Source organism: Pseudomonas sp. (assembly GCF_048269965.1).
Classification (GTDB): Bacteria; Pseudomonadota; Gammaproteobacteria; order Pseudomonadales; family Pseudomonadaceae; genus Aquipseudomonas.
In genome coordinates this window covers 317,892-332,336 of sequence record NZ_JBLWTV010000002.1, presented here as the reverse complement: position 1 = coordinate 332,336, position 14,445 = coordinate 317,892, and the positions used below count along the sequence as shown (strand labels likewise).

The following is a 14,445-nucleotide window of genomic DNA, read 5'->3' as shown; positions in this document are numbered from 1 at the left end:
ACTTTGACCCCAGTAAAATTTTTATAGCGGTAATTACGTGGAATTTCTTTTAATCCAACAGGCGGGAAGGCGGTCTAACCCCGCTCGCAACGCCATTACATTCTGCCAGAAGCCTCGACAAATCAACTGCCTGCATCCAGTGGGACTGGCCATACGTATTCGCGTGACTTTCTATTTTGGCGCGTCCATTGTTATTAGTTGAGTAAACAATTTTTAGGTGCTGGTCAGACCTGACTCGCGGAGGGGAAAGGGCGAGTTCCCGTAGCGCTTCTTCGCGAGGCGCGAAAGGCATCAAACCTGCGCCTGGCTGAGAGATTTATTTACTGGGTACAGGTCTGCTTCTGGCCGCTTTCTGCCTGATGTGACAGGCTCAAAGCGGCCAGTCACCTCTAGCCAGTGCCAGCCAGACTCTCCCGCTTGGCGATAACGCCTTACCTAGAACTCGCCAAGCCGTTCACTTAGTAAGCAAAAAATCTCCATATGCAGTCATGCCAAGCGAATATTGCGGACGCTCGCCGAGCCTACGAGCGACCTCCTCGTTAGCCCTTTTTGTCGCCATGAGAACTGTCGAGCCTGCTTCCCACTCTCGAAGGAAAGGCTCAAGCCAGTTGTAGGTCACTTTTACGTCCAGCGGCCATGGCGAAGCGATAACCACTCTGCACCCTTTGTCCAAAAGTAGCTTGGGCAGACCTACAGTTGTATTTCCCCATGGATGTTTGTCAATTCGGCCTCCGCTGCATACGAAAAGAATCACCACCTCAACCCCTGCAAGTGCAGCGGCGAGTGCTGTAGGTGCCTCGAAGAGGCTATCTTCATCCCGAATACTATGGATGTACCGTCCCTCTGCAGTCAGCCCACCATGCGCTGTAACCACTGCAAGCCCAGCATCAGACAAGTCAGGTGGAAGTCGTCGCCCATTGTCGACTGTGAATCCGAAGTCTTCGAAGGTGCCACCAAGTCTTTCAAGCGCCTTGCCCAGCGTACCATTTGCCTCAGGGCCTTCTTGAGAAGAGATCCAAGCTCTATAGGCTGTTTTGCCGCTACGCAAATGGGTCCTAGTCATTGAGAGCCAGGTAAGCGAAGGCATTATCCCTACCGCTGTTTTTGTGCCCAAGAAATATGGGAATTCCTCATCCCCAGGCGTCACTAGCCCGATGTTCACGGTCAATTGCTGCAACATCGGCTCTGCTATCACCACAAGCGATGCGGGTGCAGGAAGCCGCACATCTAACCGCTCCATCGTGATAAAGAACTCGTCGTCTCCATCCGCCGCATCAACATAGCCATATTGGCGCGGATAGTCCTCCAGCCACGCCAACATCCGCAAACGGAAGGAACGGTCATGCCGAGGTTGCTCGATCGACTGAACGTGTCCGTTGGAAACGTGAGTTACGACCAGCTCGCCGGCACTGTCCAGCCCCAGGAAAACCACATCTAGTCCTGCGCTGTTAAGCGACTTCGCGTAGTGGACCGGCCAACCGACTTGCATAGCGTGCGGGTGCGCTGGCAATGCAACAGCGTGATCCGCGAGAAGCTCGACGGCCAGCGCTTTATCCTCCGCAGAGGCTGATCGTCCTATTTGGTCGTTCAATAGACGACGAGCAGCCACTCCAACAAGTTCAAAATCACCGGCGGCATCTGCTGCATAGAGCGCTCGCTGCACTTGATTGAACATTGCGGTAACGTCCGCCGCAGATGGCGCATCAGATGAGACAGTTTCCACAAATTGAGAAGCCTGCCGTCCTAATAACGCGAGCCCGGCCTTCAGCAGGTCGAGAACGCTTTCGTCTACCTGTACTGCTGCTGCTTTGGCTTTCTGAACCGCCTGCCCCAACATGACTACCAACGGGAGTAGCAAGCTTCGGTCAGTCATCGCGCGTTCACAACCCTTAGCCAACTCACTCACAATCGCTGCGATTTCTTCATTCTGGTTGCTGGCGATCTCCATTAGCCGGAGGCTCATTTCAGTTGCGATGATTCGAGGATCGCTCTCCGCATCGAGCCCTAGATCGCCCGCTAGCTTTTTCAGTGTTGGCAGAAAACTACGTGCCATTTGGAATAGCCCAAGGTCACGCAGAACGCGGATTGCCGCATGAACCTCTTGCCATAGGTCGGCCTTACTCACCGGAGAATTGGTTGCCAAGGCACATGCGAGCCCGACTAATGCCTCAGCCATATTGCGGCAGCGGTGATAGGTATCTGCGAAGCCCAGCCAGGCCAGCCTCTGGCGGAGCGCATTTCCCTGCCCCATCACTAGAATTTGCTCGGCTAGATCTCGAGCTCGTTGAAACTGCCCAGCTAAAGCACAATTTCCTGCCACCAGTCGCATGGCACGCAGATCTTCATTTCGCTCACTGGTTGCGTACGGACTAATTGCGCAAACCAGCATGGCTAGTTGCTCCAAGAATCTAAGATCGACGTCCTCTCCCTTCGGCGCACTCATGAGAATCATTCGGACAAGAAAGCGGATCGTTTCGTCGGGATAGGGCACCAACTCTGCCGGCAGGACGGTAACCCCGTACTCTGCAGCACCAAGCGCGCCCAACCACTTCAGTCCTGCCTCAATAGTCGCTTTAATTTCGTGTTCGTCCGGCTCGCCGCAGCTCCCCTCATCTCGGTTCGGCGTATGCGCCTCTCCATCAAATGTGGCAAGCCTCACACCCTCCTCGGCAATACCCAACATCGTGGTGGCAATCATGGGAATACCGATGTCACCGCAGGAGTCCACAGAGAGCAACCGTGAAAGCTGAGATCTAATGCTTCCGTCCCCTGGATGGAGCGCCAGGAAACGTATCGCCGCCTGGAGCGGGGCACGATAATAATCTCGCTCCTCCCGACGGACCTGTTCCTTCAGCATCAAGGAACGTACTGACCACAGCACAACCTGAGTGGCCTGGCGACCGTACAGTTCAGAAGTCGCAATTTCGCTCGCAATATCAGCTGCATACCGAGACTGACCGATGCTCCAAGCGTGCATGGAACAACAGATTGCAGCGAGCTCCAACCAATCCGCGCCCCATTCCCTCGCCTGCTCTATGATCCGCTCGTAGTCTGGTTCCTGAGACACTACGGAGTTCAGTATTCCCAGGTGATTTTCAGCGAAGCCAGCCGTAGTAAAGACATGCCCCTCTTCATGTGTTCTAGAGGAGCAGCTCCACAGCAACCTGCGATCACGGTTCTCTCGTAAACGATCCGAACTTGGATACATCTGGGCGAGACGGGCGTCGTAACGCTCGATCAGATGGTTCTCCTCAATAGCCGTCGCCAATTCGAGTCCTTGCTCTATCCAACTGACGCTGGATACGAGTTCAGCATCCGCAGGTAAGAAGCCCCGTGCGAGCGAGTCGTCCCCGCACTTGTGAGCCAACCACGCCAACTGGACCAGGCTCGATGGATCCAGCGCAGAAATATGTGGCAGTAGCTGCGTCATTGTGGCGATGGCGTCGTCATGCATTGCCGCTCGAGAAAACAGCTGAGCTAGCACGTGGTACCTGTTTACCTCAGGCAACTGAAGGCTATCAATCTCAGCGATAGCTACCGCAATATCCCCGCCCAGCGCGAGGGCAAGCCACCTGTGTGCACGACGATCGACCTCTTCCTTCTCATCTCGCTCAAGTACTAAGCCAGCGACGTAGCAATCATCAACCCCAACTAGCTGCTCGGTGTTGTGCGGCTGAGTGGCAGGGGACTCCTCGACATGAATTACGGCATATCCGTCCCCTCCCTTCACCGCAGACACACACCGCCGACATAGGGATGCCACATGAGGTACCCAAAGGTCCTCTGACGTCAGGACAGCCGAGACACCAAACGCATTAGGTGATTCGATGTCCTGGTCTCGATAAATGCTCGCTGAGGCAATAGCCACTAGTCGTCGCGGCCCCTCCTTCAGGACGGACGCTTCAAGGTCGGCCGTATCAAGAGTGGGGCAATTCACGATGCGTATTCCCCGCCTCAAGTACTCGAGCTCTTTCGCACTTGGTGCAGTTCCACGCAACGCCCCAGTACCAGCAGCCATAGCATCAAAGACAGCTTCGTCATTCAAGCTGGTCGCCGAGGCGGGTGGCAAAATGACGGAGACACCAGAAAACGGTCTTTTGCCGTTTTCATCGGTCAGGCCCATCAAGAGCGCAATGACTGTTCGCCCAATCACCTCTGAAAACGAGCCCCCCTGTATCAGGTCTGCAGTCCCGAGGTTAAAGCCTTTGGCAAATAGTACTCTTGGGTCGTATCCCTGAACGTTTGTTGCCTGTGACATGTCCGAATCATTCATAACCTGCTTCCTTGAATACGACGACGCAGAGCATTAATGCTGATCACTGTTAGTACAATCAACCACCTGAGTTCGAGAAATTTAATGACTGCTTTGGGTCGTAATGCCCCGAACGCGACTGGCCGCTTCTGGCCGGTTAGCGCCCCATGCACTGGTTAATCATCCCTGCCCTCCCGTACGCGGAGGACAAATCCATGAACACCATTGCTACCTAACCCAGAAACAACAAGGGCCGCAGTCGCGGCCCTATCGTGCAGCTTTAAGCTTACTGCAGCCAGCTCTCAACAGTCTCGGCGCCGTACTGTTCTTTCCAAGCTTTCAGTACCTTGTGGTTGCCGCCTTTAGTTTCTACAACTTCACCGTTATTTGGGTTCTTGTAACGCTTCAGAGCACGCTCACGACGAGCACCTTTCACCGGCGCTGCGGCGGTCCTGGCGGCATTCGGATCGAGGAGGGCGATAACGTTGCGCAGGGAGTAGTTGTAGTCGGCCAGCAGGGCGCGCAGTTTGGTTTCAAACTCGATTTCACGCTTGAGTTTCTCGTCGCCTTTCAGGGCTTCGAGGCGCTTTTGCTGCTCGGCGATTTGGGCTTCCAGAGCTTTGTATTCGGCAATGATTGACATTGATATTTCCCTAGTTTTTTGGGGTGTGTCGAAGAGATATTAAGTAGCTACAGGGTATTAGAAACGACAGGTCGAAAGAAGCTTCCATTGTGCCTGAATCAAACGCACAAATACGATGAAGCGCGCCGACTTTCCTAGACACTCGATGACTGTTTTTGGCCGATATGCGATCTATATAGCTACGACCGATCAAGCAGCCCCCTGCTCCAATTCGGTGATGGCACGAAGCTTAACCCCTGCGCCGGCGGATCTCTTGAAACAGTGTGTGGACGGCTTCAATGTCCTGCAGGAATTCGGCTGGCTGCGTTACAGGACGCTGCTGGCCGGCCGCATGTGAATGCGCACGTACGTTGCGGCAGCATTTGTCATGCAAGCGCTGCACTTCTTGATACTCAGCCTCCTGCACGATCATCACGCCATTTAGCCGGCCGACCGAGATGCCGTCGCGGAACCGCACCACGGTTTCATTGAGTACTGTGTCCTCGATACCTACTTCTATCGTGACGCGGAGATCATCGTAAGCATTGCGCATCGCAAGCCGCTCATCCTCCCCAGGCGGGTTATTGAAGTTGGCGGCAATTCGCTGATGGTCAGCACGATGGTATGCAATGCGCTCACGGTGTCTGCGCATGTCATAGGGCAAACCGGCATCAATGTAGCCAGGCCCTTCAGCCCGGTAGGTGATCGACCTTACTTCAGGAATCAACTGGGCATCTTGGCAAAGAGTGACCAGCTCTCCGAAGAACACTGCATCGTGAGTAAACACAATGACCTGTCGTTGGGCGGACTCCTGAACAATCCGTCGCGCGACTGCGGTTCGATGGCTGTGATCAAGGCTGGAAACCGGATCGTCGAACACGATCCCAGAAGAGGAACCCGACTGTTGGAGCTCCGCGAAGAAGTATGCGAGCGCACACATGCGCTGCTCCGCCTCGCTTAGGACTAGATGAGGGTCAAGCTGGCATTCCTGAAGTTGGATTCCCAGCCGCACCGCCCCTGCATCTCCGTTTGAACTGACGCCGGCTCGAACGTGATATAGATCCAGTCTGTTGAGTTCATCGTTCATCGTGCCAGCCAACGCCTCACTGACGTATGTCTTGGCCAACTGGCCCGCGAGCATACTGATAGCGCGCGTGTTACCGATATCATCCTGGCAGCGCTGGAGCTTTGCCTTGTGAATGAGGTTCTCAGTCACTCTCGCGATGGTTTCGATATTCTCGGAAAGTATCCGTCGTGCCTCCAGCTCCTTCAGGCGCAGCTTCTTGGCCGCCAAAGCTGCCGCGTCAAGGTTGGCGCGCAATCGAGCCGCTTCGGCGCGGAGGGCTTCGGCGATTTGGTGGAGTGAAGCCGTTGGGTTTGCACCACGATACGCTGGGCGATCCTGCCATTCACCGCTGAGAACGGCAGCTCTGAGCCACTGAAGTCGAGTGGTCAGGTCTTCCTGGAAGAACCGGATCTCGTCCGGCAGCGTTGCTACGCGCGCGCCTAAGCTTTCCAACATGTTCGGAGGAGCAGCAAAGGCAACGTTCGCTTGGCCGACACTACGTACGATCTGCTTCCAAGCATTACGCGCAATCTGGGCGGCTTCTGCCGCCTTGTCCCGAATGTAGCGATCAAACCGCTCCAGTCGATCCTTCGCTTCCGGTGTCAGATCCTGCTGGCAAAGCACGCAGACAGCTCCTTCACCGGTAACCGGGAAGGTCTGCCCAGGATATGCCGTGCTGGTCGAATACTCGCGCGCGGCGTTGAACAGCGACGCCCAGGGGCCTTGCCCCGTTCCGGCGAGCAGCTGCGTGGCATCTTCCGCCTGCAGCAGTTCAGCGGCCGCGCGCTCCGCAGCTTCTGCTTCTACCAGATTTCGATGCGCCGACTGCCTGGCATCCAGCGCATCATCAGACACGATGTCGGCGGCTGCGGTGATATTGTTGGCCAGCTCATCGACTCTCGTTGCCGCGTTGTCGAGGTTTGCTGCCTTGGCAGTGGGGTCTGCCTCGCTGATCTCCTGCGGCAGTCGTGCGAGTTCAGCTTGCTCCTCCAGAGTGAGCGTGGCTAATGCACGTGCCCGCGTCAGATCAGTGGTTGGGCCAATCGGATGTACCGCCTGGCCAGCCTCGGTATCGGTAGGTATTACATTGAACGGCGTAATGTCTGTAGCGAGACCCGCGATTTCTGCCTGAAGCCGCGGACGCAGAGCCTGGTTAAGGCCATTAGCTAGCTGCTGGAGATAGGTCAGAGCGGACGGCTGAAAGGTAGCGGTCTCTCTCGACTGGAGGTAGTGGCGGGCGCAATCGCCATCGAACACGGAGATGCCCCTGAGTTCGGGCCGCGAAACATGGCCACGCTGACCACTCCAGATTGTCTGCTCGGGGGCGCCGTTCAACGCGAAGTCGATAGTGCCGCTTGGTGTGAGTTGCTGATAGTCCGCTGCATAGGCATTGGCGTAGACAGTTCCCGGACTCCTTGCTCTGCACGCCTGCTTCAACACTCGCGCATAGCCGGACTTTCCGGTGCCGTTGCCCCCGTACACGATGGTGAGGCCTTGGGCCTGAAACTCCAGAGCTTGGTCGCTCGGGATTTTCCCCACATTGACCAGGGTATGTAGAGACCTGAGAACAACGGCCTGGTCCTGATCAGCTTCTGCGGGAAAGTGTTCTGCTGCGAACCTGATTGGCTGTAGCGCAGGTTCAAATGCACTGGCAATGCCATGGTGCTGCTTGGCGAGATCAAGAATTTCTCCAAGATCATCCTCGCTCCAGCCGCCCTGAACGCATAAGCGACGCAAGGCATCGTGGCGCCACGGCGGAAGCCTATCCGCCCACGCCAATACTTCCTCGTAAATGGCCATATCCATGCTCCGTATCCCCCAAGGGGATTAGCACAGGAAGTGTCACCGCGCCATCAGTGGTCTCCTGCAAGTGGCGGCCAAGATTTGAGGGAAGTGAAGGAGCGAATGCACGGTAGCTGCGTTTGACGTAGGCCAAATAAAAAAGCCCGCCATAGCGAGGCGGGCTTTCAGATGTCTCCAAGGGGAGGCTAAACGCCAACGAATTCTCGGAGCAAGCAACTGGAGGATACACGGCGCTCCATGCATGCGGCTACTGGCTAGGATGCCGTTGGGGATGGGCTATAAGCAACCAGCAAATGCTGCCGCGACCACTGAAGATATGAGGGTCGACTAGAAAATGATCAATTATCTATGTCGAGATAATTGCAGATAATTCCCTCGATCTATGGCCGGGCCGGTGGTTCAGCGCTGAAATGCTGTCCCAGAAATGACAAAGGCGGCCTCAACGAGACCGCCTCAAACCAAGTTTCATCACCGGTATACACACCCGGGAGAGGAAGCTCTTGGGCAGGGTCCAAGAATAACATCGATCAAGGCTTCACCGCGAAGACGATGCCGCCACGTCGAGCCGCCTTCAGGTAGACCGCAGATTCGCAACCTCAGCGTGGATACCGCTGAGAATCTGATCTCCCTCGCCCTCCGGGGCCTGTTTTAGATAGGAAGAGCCGCAAGGCTGTTGAGATGGCGACCCTTGAAATGGGTGCATTGGTACAACCACCAGCGCCTGTTGAGCTAATCGGCTATATCCCGCCTGCGGAGGCTGAGGCAAACTTCCACCGGCTACAAGCAGCTCAGGCCATGGCGGCCTGACTTAAACGAAACGGCCTCCACAAAAGCCGGGGCGATTCATACCCATCTAACGCAAACAAATCTTGGGGTTATGGCCAGAATCGAACCACTCATTCGAGCTTCATAGCGCACTGCTTACCTCGAACCGCCTGGGCTATTCGCCTAGACTCGAATCCGTGCCTGTTTGTTAGAAGGTGGGCCAGACTGTGTGAAACCGCTCCTGAGTTCTGTTGCTGATCCGGGGCACAGAAGAGGAGTATTCGAAAGCACATCACCCTCACAGAACAAAACGCCTGGCTCAGGCGGGAGGTTTCCAATGGCTCTCACATCTATGGAGCAGAGCGAATCTGTCAGTGATGTTCTGTGTGACGTTTGTGGCAATAGCACGCGCGTTGAAGGGGCTGCGCAATTCGGCACTCTTTGCGCCAGTTGGGGTTGTGGCTCGGCCCATGATGGCGAGTGCTATGTAGTCCATCTGTGCGAACCCTGCTTTTTCAGGACATTTTCCGGCCTCAGACGAGAGCGCATGGTGAACTTCATGTTTAGCGATGAGGATCAAGATCTCAGCGATTTCGGACGCGTTTCTCGCAATGATGGAGGTAGCTCAACCTCCTGATTTCCTGCTGGCACAGCACCCAGGCCTAGCCGGCCTTTCTCCTAGAATTGCGAGACCAACGTTAATCGACGATTTAGACCCTCGGAGATTTTGGGGATATCCGCATGCTTTGCGGAGATCTTGCCTTTGCGGGACTGCTTTTCTTAGGTTTGTACTTGCAGCGCGGGTAGTTCGAGCATGATCGAAGGTCACCATAAGGCCCCGTGCGCGCAAGAATTACCCAGATCGTGTCCTAAGAAGCGGTGCTCCTTCGGATAAGCTTTCCTGACCCAAGCGCATTATTTGTAGGTGAGCTCCTCCAGCGCCAAAACCAAACTTTCAATCGCGCGTGCGCTAGTTTGCGACGACGCAATTAATCGTTCGACTCGGGACAGCAGATGTTGAGGTGGCTCCATGCTGTGCGGATAGATCGCTATTTGCAGATATGTGCAAATTCTCTCGACATTCTTGCTAATGCGCACAATCTTTCCCTGCTCAATCCTGGACAGTTGAGAGTGATGCACACCGCACTCAACTCCCAATTTAACAAGGCTTAAGCCACGGGCTGTGCGCTCTTCCCGAATCTGCTTTGCGATTTGGGCGGCAGATAATGTATGGAGTATTCCAGTCATAATGTGCATAATATTTGCACATTATGCACAGGTAAACCAGCCATGGCCGTCTACGTAGATTCTGAAGAGATTCGCTGGAAGGGGCGCGTATGGTGCCATCTGGTTGCTGATTCTCTTGACGAGCTTCACAGCTTTGCGGCTCGATTGGGTCTGCAGCGTAAGTGGTTCCAGAGCAAGAGCTTTTACCCCCACTACGACGTGACACTGTCGGTCAAAGCTCAAGCTATACGACTAGGAGCCATTCACGCAGATCGCAGGAAGATCATCGGGTGCTGCAAGCAGATGCGAGCGCAGTTGCAGGCGCAAAGGGTGCAGCAGCAATCGCCGCTCGATTCAGGAGGAATGCATGGCACCTATTGCCAAACAGCAGGAGCGCCCCTTATCGCTGCCGGAGTACGCGCTCAAGGCTAGCAACAGCTCCCGCTTCAAAGAAGACCCCAAAGTGCTGCAGGTTTTACGATTTGGCTTCTTCGGTGAAGTGGGAGGATTGCTGTCTTCGGTGAAGAAGGCAGAGCGTGACCGGCTTGAGGAAACTCAAAGCGAAGTCGCAGCTGAGGAGCTTGGAGATGCATTGTGGTACTTGGTAAGGGCTGCCTCAATCCTGCGGTTCACGCCAGATGAGCTGGGGGAAAGCTGCCTGACGGTGCTGAGGCAACGTTTCAAGGAGGGCGAGTGCCCACCTATTGCGACGGTGAATTTCAGGCACATTGATGCACTGATCAATACGCACCGCCAGGAGGACGGCTCCTCTGCAAGGGCCATCCAGCTTGGCGCACTAGCTCACGCGGCCGGCATCTTCTGCAATATGCCTGATGGGCAATTGAGGTCCGGTCCGACTCCCACGCTTAGGGATCACCTTGGCGGCCTGCTGGCGGATTTGGCCCTCAGCTGTGCGAGTTTCAATCTTCACCTTGAAGATGTGGCCCGATACAACCTGGAAAAGATCAAAAGCCGGTGGCCAGGCGAAGATCGGCAGTTCACCCCATACTTCGATCCGGAGCCCAACTTCCCTCGCTACGAGCGGCTGCCTAGGGAGCTGAAGATGGACTTCATCGAGCTGCCGGGGCGCAATGGGCCTTATGTCGTGCAGCAGCTAAACGGTGTCTTCATCGGCGATCGTTTGACGGATAATAGCAATCAGCCCGACGACTACCGTTTCCACGACGTCTTTCATCTCGCCTATATGACGTACCTCGGATGGTCGCCAGTTTTGCGTGGTTTGCTCAAGCTCAAGCGTAAGTCGAATCCCGTTATCGATGAGAATGAGGATGGGGCTCGGGCCATGATCATCGAGGAAGGGATCGCAACGTGGATCTTCAACCACGCGAAGCGCAGGAGGTTTTACAAGGGCATCGAAGAAGGGGCCCTTGAGTATGGCCTGCTCAAGCAGATCCATTCCATGGTTGAGGGATATGAGGTTCACCAGTGCCCGTTATGGCAGTGGGAGCTGGCCATCCTGAAAGGGTTCGAGGTGTTTCGAGAGCTTCGTACCAAGCGATCCGGGACCGTAGTGGTCGACATGGTCAACCACCAGCTGACCTTCCAACCTCTCATCGAAAAGAATCTTGTGTGATGACTCCCACCTCTTTCGTGAAAGCCTTAGCCAGCTTGAGTCTGGACGATGTTTTCAACCCGTATGCGGATACATGCCCCCTGCATGACCGGACAGATGCGGCTTCGTACCGGCGGACAAACCTGCGGACATATCTCAGCGCCGCGGCAGACATCGGGGTCGATACCATTTGGATGGGACGAGATCTCGGCTATCGGGGTGGGCGCAGGACTGGCTTGGCACTGACGGACGAGTTCCATTTGGCGGAGATGGCTAAGGTATACCCAGGTTGTACGTCCAGGCAGGCCACAAGAGGCCCTGTTATTGCCGAGCGAACAGCTGCGGAGATCTGGGGGGTCTTGAAGGTAATTGAAAAGCCACCTCTGCTTTGGAATGTCTTCCCATTTCATCCGCACGAGGCGGATAACCCTTTGACCAACCGACGCTTCAAAGCGAAGGAGCTCGCTCTAGTGAGCGAACTGAACAATGCATTGATTAAATGGCTGAAGGTTCGGAGGATTATCGCAATCGGTCAAGATGCCGCCAATTATGCGACAGCCTTTGGGGTGGAGGTTCTGACTGTCCGGCATCCGAGCTACGGTGGGGTGCGAGACTTCCGGGATGGCATGAGACAGATCTATGGAATTCCGGAAGGCCTCTTGGGGGCTAGGTCGCCGCAAGGGGTGCTTTTATAAGCGTTTCATCGATTGGAAACGTTTCAAGCAGGCTGCTCGCTGCACGGATGCCGCCGAAGCCGTCATCCAGCTTGGCGTATGTCGATATGCAGGTCAGCGTCCCAGTTTCGTAGCCCGACTCCGTTGCAACGTACTGCTGCAGCTGGGCCAAACCAATCAAATTGCCCAAGGCCCTTTGGGCGTAGTGGTGGGATCTGTAGATGGCCGTTAGGTCGATTTTCCCGTGCATTAGCTTGAAGGTCACATGGCTCAGGCAGGCTGAACCGTAATACTTATGCCGGTCAGAGCTCGGGTCGTAGGTGGGCAGCTCAAACCCGACGCCGTTGAGATCTTCTGCAAGATCCACAGCTGGATCGCAAACACCCAGCTCATAAGCTGCCACGTAACGATTTAAATTTTTTGTGCGGATAGCGGCTAGTTTCTCAATAATTTTTTCGAGTGGGTTGAACGTTGCGCCACTTTCATCTTTTCGCTCAATCATGCGTAGCGCATAGGTGCCCCAGCTGCGAGGAGCCATACCGCGCGCCATAATCGTTTTGTAATGCGCGTACCACCCCGGGCGTCCGTAGCGCTTGTAAATGGTCTGCGGGAAGATCGTCCCCGCTGCAGTCATCACCGTGCGCTCTGCATTACGCTGCCGCAGGGCCTGACTTACTGAGATGACTACCTGACGGTCTTCGCTCGTTGCCGCCTGAGGCGAGGTAACTTCCAGGATGACATTGGTGGCATCGTGGTTTTTCTGGCTTTCCAGATAACGGATACCGGCCAACCACGCTTGTACTACACGAGACCTCTGGAACACTTCCGTCATCTATCAGCTCCGTAAATACATGATGCATGGTTCGCCAGGTAAGAATGCGGTACCCATGCGTGACCGTTAACCCCCCAAGACAATCCCCAGCTATTGCAGATCAGGTAGTGCTCGGTGCCCGCTTGGTCGTGACCGTAGCCCACGATCACTACTGCATGCCGACCTGGGAAAACATTCATTTCAAATGACACAACACCGTCCACGGGGTACATGAAAGATCTGGTCAATGAAACCAGAACGCCTACAGGCCTGCCGAGATTCAGCCATTGCTTGATTTTGTCCAGGTCTGCTGAGGCCAGTGTCATATGAGGGCCATAAAGTGGGAGGCCTGTGGGCAATGCTGGTAGCGGATGGCTTGGCTCATCCTGTTGGTACGGGAAGTCGTGATCTTCCGGCAGCCCCGCTGCTGTCGCCGCAATGGCGATCCTTACGTCTAGGCCTTCGTTGGGCTTCCAGGTGGGACTTTGGTGCACGGTGGCTAGGTACGCGTATTCGGGGCTGAGCAGGTAGTTCGAAAGGTTGCCTTTAATCCCAGCGAGCGAGAAAGCTACGCACGAACCTCTGTTTCCTTGGTCCCTAGCGCTCATCGATATCATTACGCGCGGTTGAATCACAGTCGGCCACTTCCTTGAAGCAAGGCTTCCTTGGCAGCGGAGGAAAGACCGTTCGCTAAACTTTCAAATTGTGCCTGAGTGTCGAAACTGTCGAGCGGCTGCGCCGAGCGATCCCACGGTTTGCGCTCACTGAGCTGGAGCTGCGAGGGGCCGGTTTGTAGAGCGGGACCAGGGCAAATCAGATACTCCTGGTAGTGCTCGCCACCAGCGATCAGTGCCCCTTCATCTGTGGCGCCTTGCTGCGGCAGCAACACCGGCTCAATCATGAAGCCTTCCGAGGATGCCTCGCTGGTATCCCAGACGTAACCGGCACCGGAGTGGCTTTTTAATCGCACCAGCATTTGATCATCGATACGCGGCTCGAGAATGAGGTCTCGATCAGCTTCATCTAGCAGCCACACATCTCGTTGGGAATTCTCCAACGGCTTGGCCAGCAGGGCCTTCTTGATTGCCGCCGGTTGGACACGCAGCACCTCGTCAACGACTGAGCGATCAAGTAATCGGAGCCTCTGAAGTGACCAGGCGGTAGCTGAATAGCTGATACCGAGCCTCAGGGAAAGCTGATAAAGGTTGAAGGGGTGTGCGAGATCTGCCACTCCCCAGCCTTTTCGCTTCATAATCTTTGCGACAGCCCAGCGGGGCGCCACGAGGCTGTAGGCGAACCAATCAGCCTCCAATTCCTTCTTCGCGGCGGTATTGCTGTAGTCGAGCCGCTCGTCTGTCGTCGTGCCGTGATCTAGGTAGAAGTGTCCTAGCTCATGAGCGCAGGTCATTTGGATAACACCGGCCGGACGCTCGGAATTTACGAGAATTCCTGGATGGTTCTCGCTGATGAAGGCCCCCCAGAGCTTTTCCAGCGGCCGGAGCATGACGATCACCCCGGCGGTTTGGGCAATCCGGAATGGATCAATACGCGTGTAGCCGTCTTCCTCGATGCGGCGCTTCGAACCTGACTCCCTAACAACCTCAGCGGCACGCGTGGTAACAGCTCTGATTTGACTTGCAGAGAGCATCCCT

Annotated in this window: 10 protein-coding genes and 1 pseudogene; 4 read left to right on the top strand and 7 right to left on the bottom strand. The window is 55.4% G+C overall.

Annotation, left to right across the window (positions count from 1 at the left end):
* Positions 1-454 precede the first annotated feature (454 nt).
* The 3 genes from ACN0X6_RS03785 to ACN0X6_RS03775 form a co-directional block, all read right to left on the bottom strand.
* Complete coding sequence (locus ACN0X6_RS03785; protein ID WP_417702218.1) at positions 455-4,273, bottom strand: CHAT domain-containing protein; 3,819 nt, start codon at positions 4,271-4,273, stop codon at positions 455-457.
* Positions 4,274-4,538: 265 nt separating this feature from the next.
* Positions 4,539-4,895, bottom strand: coding sequence for a histone-like nucleoid-structuring protein, MvaT/MvaU family (locus ACN0X6_RS03780; RefSeq protein ID WP_414209500.1), 357 nt, complete (start codon positions 4,893-4,895; stop codon positions 4,539-4,541).
* Positions 4,896-5,124: 229 nt separating this feature from the next.
* Positions 5,125-7,740 (bottom strand): AAA family ATPase, encoded by a 2,616-nt coding sequence (locus ACN0X6_RS03775; protein WP_417702216.1) that lies wholly within the window; start codon positions 7,738-7,740, stop codon positions 5,125-5,127.
* Positions 7,741-8,400: 660 nt separating this feature from the next.
* Here ACN0X6_RS03775 and ACN0X6_RS03770 point away from each other — a divergent pair.
* Positions 8,401-8,550, top strand: a pseudogene (locus ACN0X6_RS03770) (IS3 family transposase); the annotation flags it as partial.
* An 873-nt stretch (positions 8,551-9,423) separates the two neighbouring features.
* Here ACN0X6_RS03770 and ACN0X6_RS03765 read toward each other — a convergent pair.
* Positions 9,424-9,756: a helix-turn-helix domain-containing protein gene (locus tag ACN0X6_RS03765; protein WP_417702341.1), complete on the bottom strand. Its 333-nt coding sequence runs from the start codon at positions 9,754-9,756 to the stop codon at positions 9,424-9,426.
* Here ACN0X6_RS03765 and ACN0X6_RS03760 point away from each other — a divergent pair.
* The 3 genes from ACN0X6_RS03760 to ACN0X6_RS03750 are packed head-to-tail and all read left to right on the top strand — an operon-like array spanning position 9,739 to position 12,003.
* A complete protein-coding gene (locus tag ACN0X6_RS03760) occupies positions 9,739-10,167 on the top strand; it encodes a DUF4031 domain-containing protein (protein WP_417702214.1) in 429 nt (142 codons plus the stop codon). The two genes, ACN0X6_RS03765 and ACN0X6_RS03760, sit on opposite strands and share 18 nt — an antisense overlap.
* The gene (locus ACN0X6_RS03755; RefSeq protein WP_417702212.1) at positions 10,103-11,329 is read left to right on the top strand and encodes a nucleoside triphosphate pyrophosphohydrolase family protein; all 1,227 of its coding nucleotides are present in this window, start codon (positions 10,103-10,105) and stop codon (positions 11,327-11,329) included. Before ACN0X6_RS03760 ends, ACN0X6_RS03755 begins: the two co-directional genes overlap by 65 nt.
* The gene (locus ACN0X6_RS03750; RefSeq protein WP_417702210.1) at positions 11,329-12,003 is read left to right on the top strand and encodes a uracil-DNA glycosylase; all 675 of its coding nucleotides are present in this window, start codon (positions 11,329-11,331) and stop codon (positions 12,001-12,003) included. The genes ACN0X6_RS03755 and ACN0X6_RS03750 overlap by 1 nt, the downstream gene beginning before the upstream one ends.
* Here the strand turns inward: ACN0X6_RS03750 and ACN0X6_RS03745 are convergent.
* The 3 genes from ACN0X6_RS03745 to ACN0X6_RS03735 are packed head-to-tail and all read right to left on the bottom strand — an operon-like array spanning position 11,975 to position 14,441.
* On the bottom strand, positions 11,975-12,814 hold the full coding sequence (locus ACN0X6_RS03745) for a hypothetical protein (RefSeq protein WP_417702208.1): 840 nt from the start codon (positions 12,812-12,814) through the stop codon (positions 11,975-11,977). The genes ACN0X6_RS03750 and ACN0X6_RS03745 overlap by 29 nt on opposite strands.
* Complete coding sequence (locus tag ACN0X6_RS03740; RefSeq protein ID WP_417702339.1) at positions 12,811-13,401, bottom strand: C1 family peptidase; 591 nt, start codon at positions 13,399-13,401, stop codon at positions 12,811-12,813. Before ACN0X6_RS03740 ends, ACN0X6_RS03745 begins: the two co-directional genes overlap by 4 nt.
* A 23-nt stretch (positions 13,402-13,424) precedes the next feature.
* Complete coding sequence (locus ACN0X6_RS03735; protein ID WP_417702206.1) at positions 13,425-14,441, bottom strand: ImmA/IrrE family metallo-endopeptidase; 1,017 nt, start codon at positions 14,439-14,441, stop codon at positions 13,425-13,427.
* Between the last annotated feature and the right edge of the window lie 4 nt (positions 14,442-14,445).

Coding starts and splice junctions, on each gene's coding strand:
- ACN0X6_RS03785 (WP_417702218.1), bottom strand. CDS start 4,273: ATGAATGATTCGGACATGTCACAGGCAACAAACGTTCAGGGATACGAC.
- ACN0X6_RS03780 (WP_414209500.1), bottom strand. CDS start 4,895: ATGTCAATCATTGCCGAATACAAAGCTCTGGAAGCCCAAATCGCCGAG.
- ACN0X6_RS03775 (WP_417702216.1), bottom strand. CDS start 7,740: ATGGCCATTTACGAGGAAGTATTGGCGTGGGCGGATAGGCTTCCGCCG.
- ACN0X6_RS03760 (WP_417702214.1), top strand. CDS start 9,739: ATGGAGTATTCCAGTCATAATGTGCATAATATTTGCACATTATGCACA.
- ACN0X6_RS03765 (WP_417702341.1), bottom strand. CDS start 9,756: ATGACTGGAATACTCCATACATTATCTGCCGCCCAAATCGCAAAGCAG.
- ACN0X6_RS03755 (WP_417702212.1), top strand. CDS start 10,103: ATGGCACCTATTGCCAAACAGCAGGAGCGCCCCTTATCGCTGCCGGAG.
- ACN0X6_RS03750 (WP_417702210.1), top strand. CDS start 11,329: ATGACTCCCACCTCTTTCGTGAAAGCCTTAGCCAGCTTGAGTCTGGAC.
- ACN0X6_RS03745 (WP_417702208.1), bottom strand. CDS start 12,814: ATGACGGAAGTGTTCCAGAGGTCTCGTGTAGTACAAGCGTGGTTGGCC.
- ACN0X6_RS03740 (WP_417702339.1), bottom strand. CDS start 13,401: ATGAGCGCTAGGGACCAAGGAAACAGAGGTTCGTGCGTAGCTTTCTCG.
- ACN0X6_RS03735 (WP_417702206.1), bottom strand. CDS start 14,441: ATGCTCTCTGCAAGTCAAATCAGAGCTGTTACCACGCGTGCCGCTGAG.